Consider the following 21373-nt stretch of genomic DNA (forward strand, 5'->3'; position numbering starts at 1 on the left):
TCCTTTTATTAAATCAATTATTTTTTTAATGTAGCATCGATAACGAATTTTTCTCCTTTGTTTGTTGTAGTTGTTGTTACTACCTTTGTAACCCTATTGATTTCATACTTACTTCCTTTATTTAATATTATTTCTTTTTCGTCTTTCTGTTTTGCTATTTCACCTACATAAGCTCCATTATAACCTTTGGGTACTTGTAACCTTAGGATATAATTTCTTTTCCCAAATGCTGATAGATATTCACTAGATAAGCTTGTACTCATAAATTCTTTGGTTTCTTTAACAGTACCTAAAAGTCTATTCTCAAAATCTTTTAATGTAGGACGCTCCCCTATTTTATAGCCCAATTCTACCGAACTACACCAGCGATAAACAACTATATTTTGTGGTATTGGCTTTTTTTCTAATGCTGAAGATATATTGTCTATCTTCTTTTCCAATTCCACATTTCCACTTTTCTCTTCTCTTAAATACTGATTAATTTCTTTATAACCTTGATCAGTATAGTCATATATATCTTTTCTTTGTTCTGCAGATAATTCTTTTTCCCAAGATTCATAATTCTTTTCCCCCCAAACTGAGGCCTTACCATTAATATCATTTTTAAAATCCAAGGTTTCTTTTAAGCTACCTTCTACCCTTAAACATTCTTTTCCCTTTATAGTAGTCTTAGTAATGTTATCTACATGAAGAGCATATCCATTATCAATTAATATCTTATATTCTCCTTTGTCATTAATTGAGGCTGCTCTGGTTTCTCCAGATTGTCCTTTACTACTTGGTACTTTAATCTTTAATAATACACGCTCATTACTATTAGTAGTTTGAATTGTCAAATGAGTCATTAAGTAATTATCAAATATAATATCCTTATTATTAAATTGCTTAATAAATTCTTCCTTTCCTTCTGAACTAATGGTATTTCCACTTATTAATTCTTTGTTAAAACCAAAATTAACAGCATCAACTAATTTATAAGTTATAACCGATTCAGATAAATTGGCTTTCTTCATGGATTTATCCATATCTTCCAACGTTTTTTTTTCATAAGTATTTAGTTCTGGATTAAATGAAAAGGTAAGACTTGGATATTTATCTAATATATTTTCTTTGTTTTCTACAAAATCCTTTACGCTATTTCGTTCTTGTTTATTAAGTTTATCTTCAAATTTCTTTTCTTCCTTTTTACCCCATTTTTCAGCTTCCTTTTTATCTTCTTTAAAATCTTTTGGCTTCTCTACGTATAGGAATAGGTAAGAATTTGATATTATCTCTTTCTTTTCCCCTCCTCCACACCGTACTGGCGACTTTCACCGCATACAGCGTTCCATCAATATTGCTCAAATATATTTAGCTTTTCATCAATACTGACTTGTGGCTATCCCTCCACTTGCTTTCACAAATTTCAACGGTACTGTGCCACTACTTTCACTAATATAAAAGCAAGTTATAACTCTTTATCTTTTCTTGCTACCACTTCAAAGGAAGTAAGTCCTCAATGTTATCAGCTTACCACGTTCCAATAACCTTATCCTTATATGTATATCCTTAGGTAATTCCTATGAGCCTGTGTGCTTGATACCACCTTTAATGGTATAAGGTTTTTCATAACGCAGATTTTTACTAAACCTCACACACCATATAACCTTGATATTTATAACATTTCTGTTTTATAACTTTTTAGACCCGTACATTCGGAATTTTGTCAGTCCTTATAGACATTCTTACCATAGATATTTTATGGACTCCCGATCTATATTATCCTCGACTACCTCTAGTTCGCATTTCCTCAGCATGACCTGTTAGGGGATAACCTCAATCGACTTTACCGAGCTTATAACAAACCCTTTCTCACTAAAAAATTTGCTATTCGGAGTATCAGAGAAAGCCCTTCAAGGCATTACCCCATCATTTGACTTTTCAAGTTATTAGTTCTTAAACAAATTTTATATGTTTAGGCAATACTTTTCATATTGCAACGTGTCGCACCTGCATAATAGTTAATGCCATCTTCAGTGTTCGCTTTAGCAGTTACTTCTGTTCCAAAAATTATAAAATTAAAAGAAACTAATAACAAAAAGTTACATAAAATTATAATTATTTTCTTGTTTATAATTTTTATATTTTTCATATTCTTCCTCCTTATAAAAATTTTAGTTCTGTTCAATTATTTTTTAATGTTTTAAAATTATCCAACCACAGTCATTTTACATGAATTTTGATAATAAGTCAATATTTAACATTATTCTTTTATATAATTATTTTTACTAAACAAGCTTTGAGTCATATAATATAAATTATGGGTACATCTAACAAAACCGACAAAGCCTATGTTTAAGAATTTAATTCTATAGAATCTAGTTATGGCACTTTTATTAAACCCGTTAAAATGTGTAACAAAAACAAAGTAGTTAAATAATATGAATTTTTTTTAAATTGGTATAGAAAAATAATTTAAATCTATAAAAAAAGTGTTGCTAGAATGATTTTCATTTACAAAAAACATTCTAGCAACACTATGCTATAAATAGTTATACTAGTTAATCATATAAAATTTATTTTATATTTTTATATAGATATAATGAAGATAAATACTGATTTTAAGTAGTTCCTCTTACCACTAATGAAACAGGAATAACAACATGTTTTGCATCTATAATTTCTTCTCCATTTATAAGTTTATAAAGTAGTTCTGAAGCCTCCAGCGCAATCTTCTTTTTATCTTGATATATTGTTGTTATAGGTGGATAGCAAAATTTAGATATAGATATACCATCAAACCCTACAATTTTCACCTTATGGGGAACAGAAATGTTATTTTGTTGTAATGCTACCAAAGCTCCATGAGCTCTCCAATCATTAGTGGCAAAAATACCATCAAATTCTAAACCTTTTTTTATTAAATATGTAACCATATCCCGGGCTTCTTCAAAGTTAGATCTGGTATCACTTAATTTTACAATTAAATTATCATCTACAGAAAAGCCATATTTTATTAAGGCATCTTTATATCCTTGAAGTCTTTGGTTATTAACAGATAAACTTTTCCCTTTTGTTACTGTTAAAATACGTTTGCATCCTTTTTTTATAAGCTCTTCTGTTGCCATAAATCCACCTAAATAATGATCAGACTCTACATATATTGCATTAGTATCACTTTTAGGCTTCCTATCTATGCAAACTATAGGTATATTTCTTTTTATAACATCTAAAGGAATATTCTCACGACCTGATATACATATAATACCATCCACAAGTTTAGAATCCAGGCTTCTAAAATAAGCTTCTTCTTTTAGCTCATCTTGATTTGTATTACATATAAAGACAGAATATCCTTTGTCAAAAAAGAATTTCTCTATTTCTAAAACCACATTAGAAAAAAATTCATTATTTATATCAGGCACTATTACACCAATTGTTTTTGATTTACTAACTCTTAAGCTTTTAGCAGCCATGTTAACAGTATAATCATGCTCTTTTATAATATCCATTACTCTTTTACCAGTTTCTTCTGAAAATCTACCATTATTATTGAGGACTCTAGAAACAGTAGCAATTGATACTCCACTTAATTCTGCTATTTCTTTTAGGGATATTTTTTTATTATTTTTCATAGTTTTTCCTCCATTTGAGTAATTAACATACTATTTAAATCATAGCAAATACATAATTAATTGTACATATATTTTATTGGTACTTTTCATTTCTCTATGATTTATTAATACCAAAGCCCTTAATTCCTATACTTCTAATATTTTTATATTTTTCTTGACAAGCCTAATTAGTGATGAGATAATAAAATCAAATTTGAGCAATCGTTTACCCAAAAATTACTCAAAATTAATTTTACATCACATTAATAAATTAAATTTAGGAGGAATATTAAAATGGAAAAATTACTTTGTCCTTCCATGATGTGTGCCAATTATGACTCATTAAAAGATGAAGTTAATAATCTAGATTTAGCAGGAACAGATATATTCCATATAGATATAATGGATGGAAGCTTTGTTCCCAACTTTGGTATGGGGACTCAAGATGTTCAATGCATAAGAAAAAACACAAAAAAACTAATAGATACACACTTAATGATTGAAAATCCAGGCAACTATATAGATTTATTTATAAATCTAGGTGTAGATATAATTTATATTCATCCAGAAGCAGACAAGCATCCTACCAGATCTTTGAGTAAAATTAAAGCTGCTAATAAAAAAGCAGGCATAGCAATAAATCCCGGCACTTCAATAGATAATATTAAAGAATTATTACCATTAGTTGATTACTTAATGGTTATGACAGTAAATCCAGGTTTTGCTGGTCAAAAATATTTAGACTTTGTAAACAATAAAATAAAAGCTTTGGTGGATCTAAAAGAAACCTTTCATTTTAAACTAATGGTGGATGGGGCAATATCCCCTACAAAAATTGAAGAACTTTCAAACCTTGGGGTAGATGGATTTATATTAGGCACATCTGCACTATTTGGTAAAGAAAAAGATTATAAAACAATTATAAAAAGTTTAAAGAATTATGAGGTGTAAAATGAACATAGGAATAGGAAATGATCATGTAGCTTACGATCTAAAACTAGAAATAATTGAATATGTAAAAAGCTTAGGCCATAAAGTAGTTGATTTTGGTCATGACAACACTGAAAGAACTGATTATCCAATTTACGGAGAAGCTGTAGCTAATGCTGTTGTTAATAAAGAAGTTGACTGTGGTATCTTAATATGTGGTACAGGTGTTGGCATATCTATTTCTGCAAATAAAGTAAATGGAATAAGAGCCGTGGTATGTAGTGAACCTTATTCTGCTATGCTTTCAAAACAACACAATAACACCAATATATTAGCTTTTGGTTCAAGGGTTGTTGGAAGTGAACTAGCTAAAATGATAGTTAATGCTTGGTTAAATGCTGAATTTGAACATGATAGACATACAAAAAGAGTTGAAATGATTAAATCAATAGAGGAAAAACAAAGTAAATAATAATAAATAAAAAGCCAATCCTTATATTATAGTTCCTGTTTTAAATATAATCCATATATTTAAAACAGGAACTATAATATTTGTTAAAATTAAACCTAAGCTCGTCTTCTTTCTTTTATTGGAAGATTTACATATAATCTTATTAAACAAATATTACATTAGAATTTGTTTTCACTAAAAAATTAATTCTTAAGATCTCATATAAAGTAAACTATAATATGAAATAGTTTCAATATAAAAAAATCAACTATTAACCATTATAAGCATAAGTCGTTAAAGTATGAGCAACATAGGTTGCATTTAATGAATTTTTTTCCAAAAACATAATCTGTGCACTCTCCACTTTTATTAAAAATATTATGGAGTTTACACAGATTATTTTATACTATATTAAGTTAATTTTTATACTCTATTAATTGTTATATTCCTGTTCACTGTCACAAGTTGGTGTATTGGGATCATCCTTAATAAGATTTGCTATTTCATCTTTACGCATAAACACTACCCCTTCATGGGATTTTGCATATTTAATAAACTCGTCAATAACTGATATTACAGCAGGTGTTCCTCCTATTCTGTCGTGCAAGCTAACAGACATCATCCTTCTCTTTGTTCCGGCTTCTGTATAAAGGTGATCAAATTCGTATTTCAATTGTGCTGCAAATTGGTTAGGAGACCAATTTTTTACCTCTAAATTTACAATATCATTATTACGAATAGTATATGGCATAACTACAAATCTTTTACCTGATACATTAGTGATAAATGGCTCGTCATGACTCAAATCATCAATGTGATATAAGAAATCAAGCTCCTGCAAAACCTTTAAGGTGTTGACGCTACGACGTAACCAGTTGCAATTATAACCAACAGCTCGCTTGCCTGTGATCTGCTCTACCAAATCCACACCTTCCTTAATAAAACTTAATTCTTCCTTATAGGACTTGTTATACTGGTCATCCCAAACAATACCATGAGCTGCAATCTCATGTCCACTGTCTGCAATTCGCCTTGCAAGATGTGGATATTTTTCTGCGGCTTTTCCAACAACATGAGAAGTAACTTTTATGTTGTGCTTATCCCACAAGTCAAGCATTCTGGGAATACCTTCAAAGGCACCATATCGAAACCAGCTTTCTGCCGGCAAATCAGGATACCCTTTTGGCAAAGGACTTATGGAAAAAGGGCTACTAGCTCCAGCTGGATGTCCTCCTGTTTCAAATTGCATTGAAAAGCTTATTACAAGTCTTGCTCCATTGGGCCAAAAATATTCATTATTTTTCATTTCCATTCTCCTTTCCTTAGATAAAGTTCTGTTAAGTTATATGAACATTGATTTCTCTCAACTTATTGAAATATAATAGTTTCTCTACAAACATATTAACTCCTAGAGATGAGAGAAAAATCAATGAACAAAGCTAATAAAATCTCTTCCATTTGTCTTTTGTTTTATAAACAAAATCCTATGATGATGATTAAATTATATATCTGTAATAGTATTAATACAATTACGCACTAATTTGATAGATACTAACATTTTGGTTAGTATTTAAAAAGGTCTGTGGCACTAAGAATAAATTCCACAATACATTGTGTTTAAATTCTTTAATGCCACAGACCCCATCATATCTATTATTCACTTTTTATTCTTGATTTATTAACATTAAATAAAAATAATTATATAGGAATCATCAAAATAATTCATCAATATTTCCTAATTATAATTAAAATAATCCTATTAAACTAGTTAACAAAAAAATAATTAAGGGTAAAATATATTTTCTTGGATGTTTCCATAATTGTTGTTTTGTTTTCCAGTTTAGCAAGGGAATCTTTAATTCTAATAGATAACCTATTATTGGTTCTATAATGGATAATAAGATAAATGTGATTATATTTAATATAAAAGGCATACTACCTGTAAATATATTTAATATAAAAATTAATATATTGCCACATAAAAAATATGATCCAAGAAATTTTTTATACATATTCCATATACTTGTTGAATCATTTGGCAGCATATTGGCCTGTTTTCTAATATATAAATCTCCAGATAACATGGTTAATATAGGTGTATTAATAGCTCCTATAGACCAAGTTAAGCACCATATTATATAATTACTTTTACTTATTAATGTTAAAAAACAGACTATAGCTATTAACATAAAAGTATTTATCAAATAGATTTTTTCATTTATAAAAACCTTTAAAAAATAATTTTTGCTATACCTTAATTTTCCTAATATATTTCTATTATTTCTCCTTATAGCTATATCTAAACTATTTTTTTTCAGTATACTAATTAGTGAAATTACTATACAAAGATATAATATTAAAAACTTATTTAATATTGAAATATGTAAAATAAAGGATAGTATAATACATAATAAAAGGAATATAAGGGGAATCCATTGAACTTTTCTTTTTCTATTTAATAATAAAAGAATCCATACATCTATCTCAATACATAGTATGACTGTGGAAATAATTAAAAAAATGTTTTCTAACGGATTATAAACATAGAGAAAAGCAATTACAATAATAAATGAAATTCTCTCTAATAAAGAAATTATTATTAATGAAAAAGTAAATGATAGTAAAAATCTTTTTTTATTTATTGGTAATGAAATGTAATTTTTTACCTTTTCAAATAAAGAATATGTATGAATAATGTAAGCATTAGATGTAATAGTAACCACTACAGTAATCCATATTAAAGTTTTTTCATTAATTATAGGTTTTATAAAAGCACCTAAATATTCTATGCAAGCTATATAAAATAAAAGTATTGCAATAATATATCTTTCAATGGTCTTTTTGGTTATCATATCTTTTAAAAAAATCTTACTTATCATGTAACCATACCTCCAAAGAATCAGTAAGATTCTCTGTTTTACTTAAATTGTGTAACTTACAATGTCCCTCCTTTAGTATAATTACTTTGTGGCATGTCTTTTCAATACTTTCAGCAATATGTGAACTCATAAGTATTGTTCCAAATTTCTTATATTGTAAAATTTCTTCATATAAAAAATTAGAAGATAAAAAATCTAATCCATCTAAAGGCTCATCTAGTATAAGAAAAGGAAGTTCTAAAGAGAAACCTGTAATTAAAAATACCTTTTTTTTATTTCCTGTAGATAAGTCTTTCATAGGATAATTTATGTATTTTTCAAACGTAAATCCTTTTATTAATTCTTCCAAATGATTGTTATTTATTTTTTTATCATAAACCTTTTCTATAAAATGCAAATACTCATTGAAAGACCAATAGGAAAATGCCTGTTCTTCAGTAAAAACTGTATATCTTTTTTTCTTCCATTTTATATCTTCAAAATTGAAATCTTCTCCATTATAATTTAATTTAGAATATTTATATCCTGAGTGTACCCCTGAAATAGTATTGAGCAAGGTGGTTTTTCCTGCACCATTTAATCCTAACAATCCTACCACACTATTATCACTTAAGGTAAATGATATATCTGAAAGAATGGGGATATTTTTATCATACCAAGCCTGAAGTCCCTGTATTGTAAGCATAATTAGCTATTCTTTCCTAATTTAAATGAGTTTACTATAAATACTATACCAACTATTACAAAAAGTATTGAAAGAAGATATTGTTTTCTTAATCCAAATGAAATTGCTCCTATAAACCATATAATGCCTATTATAATTCTAAATATTTTTCTACTATTGTTATTCATAGAACACTCCCCTTTTCTATAGAATTATTTTTTTCTATTATTAATAATTTAAATAATATATAGAATAAAACACCTGTGATACATATTGTAATTAAGTTTAAATTATGTGTTTTAACTCCAATTAACAAGATCATAAACTCAAATATCCCTTCCACTACCATTACAACCTTAAAGCAATTATATATATTTACTTTAGCTATTTTTTCAACAATGTTAGTAATTAAAAATAATATACTTAAATATATGGCTATAAATATTAATTCTAAAATACTAGAAGAAAAAATTAGTATAGATGTTACCATTATTTTAATCATAGTATTTTTAATATTTGTCCTGTTTTTTAATCCATAAAATATTGTTACTAATACAAAAGTTATTGCCTGTATTGCAATACTATATTTACCTAAATAATTATTAATAAAACTTACATTATTTCTTAGAAGTATATTACTAATTAAATATACTATTGAAAATATAAATAATTGATAATTTAATATATCCATAAAAGAATATATTAATTCAGGCTGCTCAAATAAATGCTTTTGTATATTATGCATTTGTATTGCACCTATATAAGAAAGTATGATTATCTGTATTAATATTATAGAAATACATATAAAATTCCTATTACTAAATTCTATTACAAAACTAGGTTTCATTATTACTGTTAAATAACACAACATAGAAAATAAAAAACATATTAATAATTTTGTTATAATAACTTTTTTCTTACTCATTAGCATATTCTCCAATTACTTTTTCCCAATTTTTTAAGTAGAAGCTTTCATCTATAAAAGTACAGTCACCGTAGGGAACATATATTAAATTTATGATATTTCTAACTTCATCACATAAAAATTTAAAGGAAATATTAGTTTTTAATTTATACCTAATTAAAGAATTCATTTTATATTTTAAAACATACTCTTTAAATAAATCATATTCTACAGGTAAAATAATTTCAAATTTATTATGTTTTGTGTTATAACTTGGGGAACCTAATTTTAAAATTTCATCAAAGAAAATATGTAGTGAGTAAAATAAAATTCTTCCACTACAGTTATCTTCTAGTAATATATGGGTTTCCCCTTTATAATTAGTAATATTTAAAATCATAATATGGTCAATCCAATTACATTTTTTATTAATATTTTCTTTATTACCTGTATTTTCACTAATTGATAAAGATGAAAAAATTATCTTTATATTTTTATCTCTTATAACTTTACTATATTTATTCAATTTATCTACGTAAAAACTATCTATATCCTTTTCAGTACCAATCATAAAATCAGCATTTTTAGTACCTAAAGTTTTTTTTAATATGTTATGTTCTTGCAATATAGTTTTCTTTTCTAACTGCAATTGTTTTTCGTTAAAAGTAGAATATAAAAACATATCTTTATGAACATCTTTTAATTTATCCAACAATAATTTTCCTGTAGCATCAATTAAAGTAATCTCAATTAAATTTTCAGTGGTGGTGGCATTAAATCTTACACCTTTTTTCTCTATATCTTTTAAATAACTATAATTAGAATTTATATACATGTGCTCTAATAAATGGGCGTATCCACAAGAAATATTTTTAGACTTATATCCAACTGGAATTAAATATTTCATTACAATTACATCTTCATCAATTTTGTATAGGTACTGATTTGATGATTTTTTTTCTAACCTATTTAAAGTAAGCTCCATTATACAGCCACCTTTATTTTTTTTATAATAATTTTGTTAAAAAAATCATTAATGATATCTATATTTATCTTATCTATATAATCACATATATCTTCTTTAGTTATGTTCTTTCCTATATATCTACTATAAGGCTCTAGTATATATGCAGTTCCATATTCAAAAATAAGATATTTTATTTCATTGATTAATTTTTCCTTAGCTAAGAAAAGTTTTTCCTCATTTATTTCCATATGTAACAATTCTTTTAAAATACTATTCCATAATTCTTCACTGTAGTTACCTATAATGCCTGTTAAAAATAAGCCCTTTGATGTTATATAACTAGAAATTCCGGTGTATATTTTCCCTTTTTCTCTAAATTTAAAATAAATACTATCCGTATCATTATCACCAATATATTTTTCTAGTATCTTAAAAACAATAAATTCTTTGCCATCATTATATTTATCCTTATTAATTATATAAATTCCCATAAAAGATAGATTTCCTTTATTTATTGTTTCTAAACAATCCGCTGCATGTATATTTTCTTTAAATACCTTCCTATTATAATCAGGTTTAAACCCCTCTATTAATTTGTTTTTTAAATATTTAATTTCATTATAATATTCATCTTTATTAACTAATTCTATATTCTCTTTATGAATATGGTTTAACACTACATCCATAATATTATTTTTATTCCTTGTTTTAGAAAAACTAATGTACTCTTCATATTTAGGAGTATTGGATTTTAATATAATCTTTTTAAAAATATCATTAAAGGATTTAATATTTAATATTGTATCTTCATAATATGTAATACTTACTAATATCTCTTTATTTCTACCATATAACATACAATTCCAAGTTCCTATAATATTTAAAGAAAATAATTCCATTTGAAACAAATGCTTATTAGTATTTAAAAATAATTGTATACTATCTTTATTTATATAAGTTCCCATATCTTTATATAAAACCTTCGTTTCAACCTTATTTTTATTATTCATCATGATTTAACAAGTCCTTGTATACCAATTTAATATATTGTTTAAATTGTTAGAAACAACCCAATCACAAGGTTTCTCTCGTTTTGAATTTATATTTAAAGCCTTTAAATAGCAACCTCTACATGTATAATAATCTTTACAAGATTTATCACAGCCATTATTTGTATTAGGTGGTTTTATGGATGATATATCACTAAATATATCTTTTTCAAATATTTCTTTATAGTCTTCATTAAATACATTTCCTAGAGAGATCTCTTTTGGTGTTAATACACAAGGTCTTATATTACCATTTGCTCCAATTACTATAGAAACAGTACCTGCGCCGCAATTTTTTAATCCACTTAAGTAATTTTCTGACTCTATAATTGGTATTATTTCTTTATATTTTTTAATAGTATCTTGTATATATTTATAATACTTATCTGAAGCTTCAGAATCTATTTTTTCTTTCCCATCAGTGAAGGTTTTAGCTCTACCAAAGTTTTCAATAAAATTATAAGTAAACACTTTAGCTCCTAATTCTGTTGCTAGTGCTGCTAACTTATCAATTTCCCACATATTATCATGAAAAATACAAGAAGCCATTCTAACTGTTAAACCAGCCTTTGCTAACCTTTTTATATTATTGCAACTTTTTTCAAATGCACCTTTAACTCCTCTAAAAGAATCATGCTTATTAGGATCTACACTGTCTATTGATACATTTAAAATTACTTTCTTTTTATATTGTTGTAGTAATAATATAATATCTTCATTTAATATGGTTCCATTAGTTAATATTCCTACTGTTGCAAACTTTTCTAAAGCTAATTTAATAATTTCATAATTATCAGGGTTAACAAATATTTCTCCACCTGTTAATTCTACATTAATAACTCTATTTTCTTTTAATTTTTTTACCAATGTTCTAAATTTTTCTATGTCAAAAAAATTATGATTTTTACTAGAAGCACTTAAATAACAATGCTTACAAGATAAATTACAGCTATCTGTCAGTTCTACTGTTACATGCATTGGTGAAATAATTTGTTTGTCACCTATTACTTTCCATATAAAAGATTTTTCCGGATGTTCTTTAAATTCAAGTATGTTACGGCCCTTTAGTTCTAATAAATACTTTTGAATCCAATCTATATTTTCATCATAGTCTATGTCTAATTTATTGCAAATACGTTTTTCAAATTCAGCTAAAGTTTCCATACCAGTTATTTCTTCTACTATTACTTTACCTGTTTCATTAATTCCAAAAAAATTATAATCAGATTTTTCATCATTTACTTGTTCAACAGATAAATTATAATTATTTTTAGTTAGATACATAACTATTCTTTTATTTAATACTATGTATTGATTTTCTAGATCTGACAATATGAACACCTCTTTATAATAGTGTAATCTTCTTATCCAGAAGAATAATTTTAATTTAATTTATTTATTTGATATATTTATTTAATATTTCTAAATAAGTATATTAGTTAGCTATGCCATAAAGTGCTGCAATACCAGCAACTTCAAAATCAGGAACTGGACCATCTGCTAAGCATATAGCACCAATTGAGCATGATGCACAATATTTATTATCTATGATTTGAGCCTTTTCAATATTTTTATTTTTCATGTTTTCCATTTTATTACCTCCAATTTTTAAATGATTCTTCTGGATAAGCTAAATCATGGTATACTACCAAAATTTTAGCTTGTACACTATTAATTGGTAATATATTCATAATTTGATTACTGTATCCATAATAGTCTTTTTTTTATATCTTTGCAAGTGTGAAACATGGAATTAATCATATTTTTAGATATATATAGATTTTTAATATGTTTTATATTCATATGTGAAATAATGTAGAAAAGCAGTTGCAAATAAAGGATTTGTAAGTGATTTTTATAACAATATTTTTTATGAAAAACAAAATGTTGTTAACCAAAATTTAATAATTAATATACACCTAATAAATGGTTATTCTTTAGGCATCTTCATCTATTTTATTATATATTTTATAAATAAATTGTTAAAACAAGTGATTTTTTATTTTTTTAAATCTATTTTTAATCTATTTTTAATATACTTTTATCTATTCTAATATTAATTTTTTATTATTCTTTTATATTTTATTACCTATAATAAATTTAACTTTACTTTGTTTATATAGCTTTACTTTTTTACCTTACTTTGTTATAATTATAACAAAGTTATTTCTATATCCTCGTTATTTTTCTACCATAAAACCTTAGGTTTTAAAAAAAGACAATAGTTTAAATAGTAAACATAAAATTTTATATGAATTCTACAAATAATAATCCACTTGTAAAAAAATATAAATGTTAAAACATTAACCAGCCATTCCCGTTACATTTATGTTTTTTATAAAAATTAATTTTGTTACTTTATAGTTGTATTTTCTTATAACTATAAAGTAATAGTAAAGTGACACCTTATTTAATTTATTTTTATAAGAGGATAAGAAATAAATTTAAATAGTCTTCTATTTAAATAAAAAAGTCATAGAATATGCTAGATATTTTTACTAGCATATTCTATGACTTTTTAGTTGTCCATTTAAAATATTTATTTCCAGGAAAATTATTGAGCTAGCTCCAATTTATTATTATAATTATAACGAACTTTTTTAAATACTTTATAAAATATAATAATTGTAATTTATCCTAGGAATTATATTAAGTATTTTATATATTAGTACTAATTCTATATGGTCAAACATATTATGTCATATAGTATATAATCTATTTGGTTCTCTATTAACGCCAATAGCTTTATCTTATACTAAAAACTATGTGTTTGTATATATTGGTACAGGCTTAATAGTTACAGCAATACTTTTAATTAATCTGTTTAAAAACTCTACCAAATTAGTAAACTCACAGGACTTGAAAGCATAATTTATTGCATATTTACTATTCTTAATAATAGAACCTAACTATTAATAGAAAGGTCTGATATTATGAAAAGAAAATACAACCGTAAATCAACAATTTTAATATGTTCTATATTAGTTCTTGTTATAGCATTTGGTTTAACTAAGTTATCTTTTAAATTACAGAAAGAATCTAGGCCTACTACATTAATTAATTTTTCTAATAATAACTCAAGCCACTATAAGATTGAAAAAGAAAGTGGTGAAAAAATCATATGGACAGATAATAGTTCAGGAAATGATTTTAGAACTTCTTATAATAAATTCAATGGTACTGAAATTAGATCCTTAAAAGTTTCTAAAGGAACTGAACTATTATTTAAAATTAGCTCTGAAGTAAAGGAAGGAAAGTTAAAAATAGAAATAAAAGATGAAAAAAATAAGGTTTTAGCTGATGCAGTTACAAATGGAGAGTATAAAAAAACAGTAAAAATAAATTATGATGGTAAATTGTTTATAAACGTAATTGGGGAAAATACAAAAGGATATTTTAATATATCTTATAAAAAGCGTAAATCCAAATAAAAAGATGCAATAATTAATTTTGCATCTTTTTATTTTTCATCATATTTTCACTTTCATTGTTATTTAATTGTACATAAAAACAATATGGGAAAGTTATATCTTTGCTGCCCTTCGAAAACAAAGGTAATAGCTATAAAATATGAAATATTAAAGAATAATATTGATTTTATGTAATCTATAGTAGGTTTTTTCTTAAAAAAACTAATTAATATACTTTTAAAATTATATATAACATAGAAAAACCCGAAAAAACTTAATATATAAATAAAACTATTTGTATTATTTATCATAAATTCACTTTTTAAAAATGAATTCCTATTTTCCATTTTATTATTATTCATTCCCCATTGATATATATCCCCTGCACCATTAAAAAATGTATTTTTCATCCTTTTTATTCCTAGCTCACCAAAATCTATAGGATGATTTACTATCCATTTTTCAGCCTGTTTTTTAAATAAATTATTTAATTCTGGCTTTAACATAACTTGACTTACTTCATTTTCAGCATTATTTTTATAATTAAAGTCATATTTTTTAAATTGGTTTTTTACTTTCTGTGATGTATGTATATCTGCTATCTGCATCCATGCTCCATTTTTATTGTCGCTATTATTATTAATAAATAGTACATAACCACCATTATAAGATACTGGGATTAACAAATTAAAATTTTTATAATTTCTATAAGCCCAAGGAGCAACTATTAAACATGTTATTGAAAAAGAAGCAAAAAATATTTTACTTGTTTCCTTTATATTCTTATTTTTTAACCATTGAACTACAGCTACTACTATAGGATACAAAATAAAAAAAGGTTTAGTCAAAGTAGCAAGCCCAATAAATATACCAATTAATCCATATCTAAACTTATTATTAAAATTGCATAATTGCAAATATATTATAATAGCTAAAAGTAAAGTTATTAAAATCTCTGATCCTAATACATTGTTATAGAAAATATGGTTAGGTAAAAAAGTTATAATAATGTAAGTTAGAAATATTGTTTTTTTATTATCATATATTTTAAATAATATTCTCAAAACAATTATTAATGTGATTAAAGAAAGAATTATATTATTATCTTCCATTAATATATAAAAATTTCCTAGAAAGAACGGATATCCCATTGGTTGAAAAGCCACAGGTTGTCCTAAATAGCAATGACCTTTTCCCATAAATATATTAGTAGCTATCTGTTGATATTTTTGAAAATCAGATATAGGTTCACAGGGTATTTTTAACACAAAAAAATACGCGCCAGTATTCCTAACAAAGTTATTATTTTAAAATATATGTTATTTTTCTTACTTTTTTTATGTATACACTCCATTAAATTTCTCCTTAGTATAAAATTTTTTATTTCAAACAAAAAGTGATTCTAACAAAATAATTTGGTTATAATTCCATGTAAATATTATAAATGTAACATATGTAACATTTTAACTATTTTACTTTATATCAATATACTTATATAAACTCAATTTAAAAACAAAATGAAATTAAATCTATATACCACTATAAATTGGTTGTTTCCTTTCAATTATCATGTTAAATTTATATTATAATTACAATAAAAAACAAAGGAGAAGATTAATATTATATGGTTAATTTTATTAAACAATATGCATTGATATTATTTATGTTAATTATCGCTATTAATAGTATTAGAAAAAATTACAGTATAGAAAGGCTCTCTGCTTTTATATCAGGAGTTATGATCTTAATAATTGTATCATGTGTCAAATAATTAACATCAAATTTAATTTAATACTGAAAGATACGTTATGATTATAAATTCATAATATGTAGTATTCTTTGTTGTGTATAAATTAAATAAATGGTTTTGTTTACTTCCATTAACAATAACAAGAGTTAATGTTGATGGATGGATTACTGATGCTTTAATTACAGCAGAGGTAAGTACATTAGATAGAGCAACTGAACTGGAGATTGATTAGCTGCACTGGGATTTTATCGTGGATATAAATGAAATCAGAGGTGATTTTTATTAAAATATAATTCAATAATATATGCATTACAAGTAAACATATTATGATAGTTATATCAATTATATCCACTATGGTTCTTGCTTATTGGAAATTATTTAATAAACAAACTAATATGGATTCAAGTATGCTTATTTTTTCTCTATTAATAAGTATATCAAGTTTATACTTATTAAATAAATATTAAAATAATATACTTAATGCTGTTAATAATATTCTTAACAGCATTGTTATTTATTTTTTATATAAAATTCTATAAACTCAAAGTATCTATTGCCATATCTACATTTTAAATTTTCAAATTTGTAAAATATCAAATATAAGTCATAATTTATTTGATATTAGTGAATTAAGTATGCCAAACATTCCCATTATAACAATACTTGTGAATAACTGAAAATTATATGATAAAGAACTATAATAACATAATAGTTGGTTTATAATTAATAATACTCCAATAATTAAAAGAGCTTTAACCCCTTTTTTATAGTTAGTACTTATTTTTTTATAAATCAAATATGATATTACATAAATTAAACCTATTATAATAAATACAATTGTTATTATATTTTTGTTCATAATTGGCTCATTCCCTCCTTATGAAAATTTAAGTTCTGTTAAGTTATATGAACATTGATTTCTGTATACATATTTAAATTTTATTTAATGATGTTAATAAAATTGTTTCTCCCACGGCCTAGTTACCCGAATGCTTCCATCTTATGGTGTACAAATAAAATCAATATTTGAAAATACCATCAATATAAATTTCTCTTTATTTCTTATATAAAATTTTTATTGCCATTTTAAAATCATATATTCAGTATTTATAGAAAATAGTAATAACATTGATAAAATTACAATATTTATTGTATAATATTATACAATAAATATTGCTACATATTTTATAAAAATATAGCAATAATTCACAAAGGAGAAAATATCAATGAGGAAAAAAAATCTAATTGTAATTATAAGTATTACTTTAATAGCCTTATTATCGGTTTGTATAATAAATATTTTTAATCATAAAAAAGATGTTTCAAAAGATTCATTATATGATATATATGTACAATCAAATAGTAATTTGAAATATGTTCAAATAAAAAATATAAAAAATGGACATATAGAGTATAGTAAATCTAAAGATATATCTTTTCAAAAAAAAGGACTAACTATGGATTCTATGTGCTATGTAGATAATAAAATTTATTGTTCTATATATAAAGAACATAATGGTAATAATCTAAGTAATAAAATTGCTGTTGTTGGAAATGGTAAAATTAAGAAATATATCAAAATAAAAAGTGAACACGGTCCTACTCGTCTTATAAGTGATTTAAATCATAAAAAAGTTTATTCAATGATGGTAATTCAACCTTATGAATATAATAAAAATGGTATTCATTTTGCAGAAGTTAATACAGTTAATGATACTTGTAAAAAATCTTTTTCTATAAAAGGAGAAATAAATGGTTACTCAATAAAAGATAACTATATTTATACTGCAGTTATTGATGGAACTTATTACGGATTTAAAAATCTTCCAAATAATTATATAGCATCAATTAATGTAAACAATAATCAGGTTAAGGTATTAACTCCTAAAGGATTAAATTTTAGTCCTTTAGATATAAAGTTAACTCCAAAAAATAAATTTTATATGGTTAGTGATATAATTCCTGAAAAACAAATTAGTAATCCAAAACTAAGTATTTATAATATTAATGGAGACTTTGAGAAAGAAATTAAATTACCTCCCTGCTGTAATAGTATTGAAATTGATAAAAACGGGTTAGCTTATGTTAACCATATAGGTAAAAAAGTTCAAGATACTTTTGATGGTGATACTATAACAGTAATTGATATCAATACTAGGAAAAAAATAGGTGATATTGATTTAGGTAAATGCGAAGACGAAGGTAATGATATATATCCTGCTAATTTAGTAGTAGTAAAAAATAATAAAAAATAAATGTAAGTAAACTGATACCTATAAATTGTACGCCAAATAAAAAGAGTGCAGTTTATAGTTTCTTTTTTGCCCATAGTTAATCATGAAGTCTATCCATAATACATATAGTAACTTTAATATTATATATTAAAAAAGTAAGTAGATAAATTGTAAAATGATCAATACATCTACTTACTTTATAAGTTTTTTAAAATTATTTAATTATGGAACATATTTTTTTCCAAAACAATTTGTTTTAACACACCTTTTCCTTGCATTGATACAGTAAGATGGTGAACTCCTTTTATAATGTTTAAAGGACCTTCACTAAATGATAATCTCATTTAGGTTGCTTGTCCATCGTTTAATTTAATACTTTAGTAATATTACTTAATAAAATATTTAAGATTATCTATTGCGAATTCTTCAAATGTACGAGGTTTTCTACCTGTTAATTTATAAAAACAATTTGTAACTTCTTTAGCTGTGCCCATTCTTGTCATAAAATATAAAGCAACAGTAACATTTACATATGTTTTATCAAGTCCTCGTTTATTAATATAATAACTTCTATATTTTAAGTATCCAGGTCTTAAATATGTTATTTTTCTTCCTGTCACCCCAGTTAAAATTTCTGCAATTTGAAAATAATCCAAAGCCTCTGATCCCGTTATTGTATGGGCAGTATTTTTGTATTTTTCCGGCTCATGAAGTAAAATGGCTGTTGCAAGTCCTATATCAGCTGCATCTATAAAGCTAGTTTTACTTTTCCCTGCTGGAATAAAAATCTCATTTTTCTCTCTTATTTCCACAGAGTGAATGCCAGATAAATTTTGCATAAATAATCCTGGGCGAACATGGGCATAAGGAATTTCTAGCTTTTCAATATATTTTTCAATCTTATGATGAGGAGGTATTGTATTATTTTCAACCCCCATTAAAGAAAGAAATGATACTAACTTAATATTATGAGCTTTAATCTCATCTATAAATGGATAGAGATCATCTGGTTTTCCAAGATGGGGCGGTCTCATAAGAAACACCCTGTCTACATCTTTCAAAGCTTTGTGAAAAGTGGTCTTGTCTTTAAAATCAAAGTCTATTGATTCAAAGAGTAAACTTTATTAAAAAAAATAAATATAAAATATGAAACATTAATCGTTATCAACATTCCCCTCAATCCCAACCCCTATTGATATTGTAAAATATTGGTATTATAATATTATTAGGCAGAAATTTTATACTGTAAAGGATAGTGGTGTGTATGACAAAATCAAGAAAAATAGAAATCATCTGTTTAGCAATAATTATTGGAATTATTTATATTTTTATTAGTTCCAATAACTATTTAGCACTAACCAAAGATTCTGTGGATGTTGAATACTTGGGTAATGAAAAATATACTGACAATGGTGCAAGCTTTGATCTTTCTGATTTCAAAGGGGCCTGGTCATTAATAACATTTAATTCTGTTAAAGACAATAAAATAACTATAAAAAACAACTCGAAAATTACCAAAGGCAAACTTCACATTCAAGTACTAGACTCGAATCGTAAAATTATTATTATTGATAAATCCAGTAAAAAAGATTTAAAATTTACCACCCCAAAAGATGGAGAATATATTATTAGAATTGCTGGTAGAAATATAAGTGGTAAATTTGATATTGAAATAAATTCTGATCTTCCTATAAAACTTTCTCATTATAATATTTATGGAAGTAAGATATAATTATTACAATTATGAATAAATAATTCTTCAAGCCTTTAAAAAAACTTTTAATAATCTTGTGTTATCATCTATTAAAAGTTTTCTTTTCCCATGACTCCCCTACCTTTATTATCTCTATCTTATCTATATACTCTATAATCTATATTATCCAATCTGATTTTTATATTTTCTTATTTTTCAATGTTTAATTACCTATCCTTAAGAATTTTTTGAAGCTTATTTATTGCTTTATCTTTAGTATATCTTACAGAATTATAGGATTTATCTATACTCTTTGCCACTTTATTAAGGCTATTATTTTTAATATAAAATTCATCTATAACTTTTCTTTCTTCTTCAGTTAGCCTGTCTATAGCCTTATATAATTCTTTTATTTTTTCATAAGCTACTAACTCATCTTCTATAGTAAATTCATATTCTTCTCCTTTGTTTAATATATTTTCATCTGGCATTTCCCTGTGATGCTTTATTTCTTTTTTTAGTAATGCTTTATAGTTGGTTTTTATGGCAGTTATGCAATAAGGTACAAATTTACTTTCCTGATCCTTAAACATATTAACTGCTTTTATAACTGAAAGATATCCATGCTGTACCAAATCTTCATAATCATACCCTTTTATTCTCCATTTTGATGCCTCTTTTAATATCAATGGATTAAAATTTTCTATAATTTCATTTAAAGCCTCTATATTCCCTTTTCTATACTCTTTTAATAATTTATACACCAAATCCCCACCCTTTCCTATTGGAAAAACATATTATTAATTCAAATTCACTTAGAAATCTTCTCTTTGTCACTATTTTATATAG

General features: G+C 25.0%; 22 protein-coding genes and 1 pseudogene. 7 read left to right on the top strand and 16 right to left on the bottom strand.

Translation table 11 applies throughout. From position 1 onward, the window contains the following. Nucleotides 1–17: 17 nt before the first annotated feature. The 3 genes from NGI68_RS10235 to NGI68_RS10245 form a co-directional block, all read right to left on the bottom strand. Nucleotides 18–1271: an ADP-ribosyltransferase gene (locus NGI68_RS10235; protein ID WP_353505381.1), complete on the bottom strand. Its 1254-nt coding sequence runs from the start codon at nucleotides 1269–1271 to the stop codon at nucleotides 18–20. A 683-nt stretch (nucleotides 1272–1954) separates the two neighbouring features. Beyond that, entirely contained in the window at nucleotides 1955–2131 is a 177-nt protein-coding gene (locus tag NGI68_RS10240; RefSeq protein WP_251861384.1) for a hypothetical protein, read from the bottom strand. Between the two features lie 469 nt (nucleotides 2132–2600). Beyond that, nucleotides 2601–3614 (bottom strand): LacI family DNA-binding transcriptional regulator, encoded by a 1014-nt coding sequence (locus tag NGI68_RS10245; protein WP_251861385.1) that lies wholly within the window; start codon nucleotides 3612–3614, stop codon nucleotides 2601–2603. A gap of 273 nt (nucleotides 3615–3887) precedes the next feature. On the opposite strand from NGI68_RS10245, the gene rpe reads away from it, so the two are divergent. Together rpe and rpiB are read left to right on the top strand one after the other, a co-directional pair. Continuing rightward, nucleotides 3888–4544: a ribulose-phosphate 3-epimerase gene (gene rpe / locus NGI68_RS10250; protein ID WP_251861386.1), complete on the top strand. Its 657-nt coding sequence runs from the start codon at nucleotides 3888–3890 to the stop codon at nucleotides 4542–4544. A gap of 1 nt (nucleotide 4545) precedes the next feature. Then, the gene (rpiB, locus tag NGI68_RS10255; protein WP_251861387.1) at nucleotides 4546–4995 is read left to right on the top strand and encodes a ribose 5-phosphate isomerase B; all 450 of its coding nucleotides are present in this window, start codon (nucleotides 4546–4548) and stop codon (nucleotides 4993–4995) included. Between the two features lie 412 nt (nucleotides 4996–5407). Here the strand turns inward: rpiB and NGI68_RS10260 are convergent, their stop codons facing one another. From NGI68_RS10260 to NGI68_RS10300, 9 genes are all read right to left on the bottom strand, one after another. Continuing rightward, nucleotides 5408–6280, bottom strand: coding sequence for a polysaccharide deacetylase family protein (locus NGI68_RS10260; RefSeq protein ID WP_251861388.1), 873 nt, complete (start codon nucleotides 6278–6280; stop codon nucleotides 5408–5410). A 439-nt stretch (nucleotides 6281–6719) separates the two neighbouring features. Continuing rightward, on the bottom strand, nucleotides 6720–7853 hold the full coding sequence (locus tag NGI68_RS10265) for a hypothetical protein (RefSeq protein ID WP_251861389.1): 1134 nt from the start codon (nucleotides 7851–7853) through the stop codon (nucleotides 6720–6722). Continuing rightward, nucleotides 7843–8538 (bottom strand): ATP-binding cassette domain-containing protein, encoded by a 696-nt coding sequence (locus NGI68_RS10270; protein WP_251861390.1) that lies wholly within the window; start codon nucleotides 8536–8538, stop codon nucleotides 7843–7845. Before NGI68_RS10270 ends, NGI68_RS10265 begins: the two co-directional genes overlap by 11 nt. Nucleotides 8539–8540: 2 nt before the next feature. Next, nucleotides 8541–8705 carry a hypothetical protein gene (locus NGI68_RS10275; protein ID WP_251861391.1) on the bottom strand — a complete coding sequence of 55 codons (165 nt, stop codon included), beginning with the start codon at nucleotides 8703–8705 and terminating at the stop codon, nucleotides 8541–8543. Then, nucleotides 8702–9442: a hypothetical protein gene (locus NGI68_RS10280; protein ID WP_251861393.1), complete on the bottom strand. Its 741-nt coding sequence runs from the start codon at nucleotides 9440–9442 to the stop codon at nucleotides 8702–8704. The genes NGI68_RS10275 and NGI68_RS10280 overlap by 4 nt, the downstream gene beginning before the upstream one ends. Next, a complete protein-coding gene (locus NGI68_RS10285) occupies nucleotides 9435–10406 on the bottom strand; it encodes an insulinase family protein (RefSeq protein ID WP_251861394.1) in 972 nt (323 codons plus the stop codon). The genes NGI68_RS10280 and NGI68_RS10285 overlap by 8 nt, the downstream gene beginning before the upstream one ends. Continuing rightward, nucleotides 10406–11398: a hypothetical protein gene (locus NGI68_RS10290; protein ID WP_251861395.1), complete on the bottom strand. Its 993-nt coding sequence runs from the start codon at nucleotides 11396–11398 to the stop codon at nucleotides 10406–10408. Before NGI68_RS10290 ends, NGI68_RS10285 begins: the two co-directional genes overlap by 1 nt. A gap of 6 nt (nucleotides 11399–11404) precedes the next feature. Further along, entirely contained in the window at nucleotides 11405–12769 is a 1365-nt protein-coding gene (locus NGI68_RS10295; protein ID WP_251861396.1) for a radical SAM/SPASM domain-containing protein, read from the bottom strand. 103 nt (nucleotides 12770–12872) lie between these two features. Beyond that, nucleotides 12873–13028, bottom strand: a complete 156-nt coding sequence (locus NGI68_RS10300) for a subtilosin A family bacteriocin (protein ID WP_286010105.1) — start codon at nucleotides 13026–13028, stop codon at nucleotides 12873–12875. Between the two features lie 1052 nt (nucleotides 13029–14080). On the opposite strand from NGI68_RS10300, the gene NGI68_RS10305 reads away from it, so the two are divergent. Beyond that, the gene (locus NGI68_RS10305) at nucleotides 14081–14308 is read left to right on the top strand and encodes a hypothetical protein (RefSeq protein ID WP_286010109.1); all 228 of its coding nucleotides are present in this window, start codon (nucleotides 14081–14083) and stop codon (nucleotides 14306–14308) included. Between the two features lie 62 nt (nucleotides 14309–14370). Beyond that, complete coding sequence (locus NGI68_RS10310; RefSeq protein WP_251861397.1) at nucleotides 14371–14868, top strand: hypothetical protein; 498 nt, start codon at nucleotides 14371–14373, stop codon at nucleotides 14866–14868. A 59-nt stretch (nucleotides 14869–14927) separates the two neighbouring features. Here the strand turns inward: NGI68_RS10310 and NGI68_RS10315 are convergent. Further along, nucleotides 14928–16201 (bottom strand): annotated as a pseudogene (locus NGI68_RS10315) (hypothetical protein). Between the two features lie 490 nt (nucleotides 16202–16691). Here NGI68_RS10315 and NGI68_RS10320 point away from each other — a divergent pair. Together NGI68_RS10320 and NGI68_RS10325 are read left to right on the top strand one after the other, a co-directional pair. Beyond that, nucleotides 16692–16829 carry a hypothetical protein gene (locus NGI68_RS10320; RefSeq protein WP_251861399.1) on the top strand — a complete coding sequence of 46 codons (138 nt, stop codon included), beginning with the start codon at nucleotides 16692–16694 and terminating at the stop codon, nucleotides 16827–16829. A 994-nt stretch (nucleotides 16830–17823) separates the two neighbouring features. Further along, a complete protein-coding gene (locus tag NGI68_RS10325) occupies nucleotides 17824–18852 on the top strand; it encodes a YncE family protein (RefSeq protein WP_251861400.1) in 1029 nt (342 codons plus the stop codon). Between the two features lie 197 nt (nucleotides 18853–19049). On the opposite strand, the gene NGI68_RS16960 is transcribed toward NGI68_RS10325, so the two are convergent. Further along, on the bottom strand, nucleotides 19050–19175 hold the full coding sequence (locus NGI68_RS16960; RefSeq protein WP_286010106.1) for a hypothetical protein: 126 nt from the start codon (nucleotides 19173–19175) through the stop codon (nucleotides 19050–19052). 42 nt (nucleotides 19176–19217) lie between these two features. Then, a complete protein-coding gene (locus tag NGI68_RS10330) occupies nucleotides 19218–19934 on the bottom strand; it encodes an NmrA family NAD(P)-binding protein (RefSeq protein WP_286010110.1) in 717 nt (238 codons plus the stop codon). A 161-nt stretch (nucleotides 19935–20095) separates the two neighbouring features. On the opposite strand from NGI68_RS10330, the gene NGI68_RS10335 reads away from it, so the two are divergent. Continuing rightward, a complete protein-coding gene (locus tag NGI68_RS10335) occupies nucleotides 20096–20563 on the top strand; it encodes a hypothetical protein (protein WP_251861402.1) in 468 nt (155 codons plus the stop codon). Nucleotides 20564–20751: 188 nt separating this feature from the next. On the opposite strand, the gene NGI68_RS10340 is transcribed toward NGI68_RS10335, so the two are convergent. Beyond that, the gene (locus tag NGI68_RS10340; RefSeq protein WP_251861403.1) at nucleotides 20752–21288 is read right to left on the bottom strand and encodes a sigma-70 family RNA polymerase sigma factor; all 537 of its coding nucleotides are present in this window, start codon (nucleotides 21286–21288) and stop codon (nucleotides 20752–20754) included. Nucleotides 21289–21373 lie beyond the last annotated feature (85 nt).

The organism is Clostridium sp. Marseille-Q2269 (genome assembly GCF_943736985.1).
GTDB lineage: Bacteria > Bacillota > Clostridia > Clostridiales > Clostridiaceae > Clostridium_F.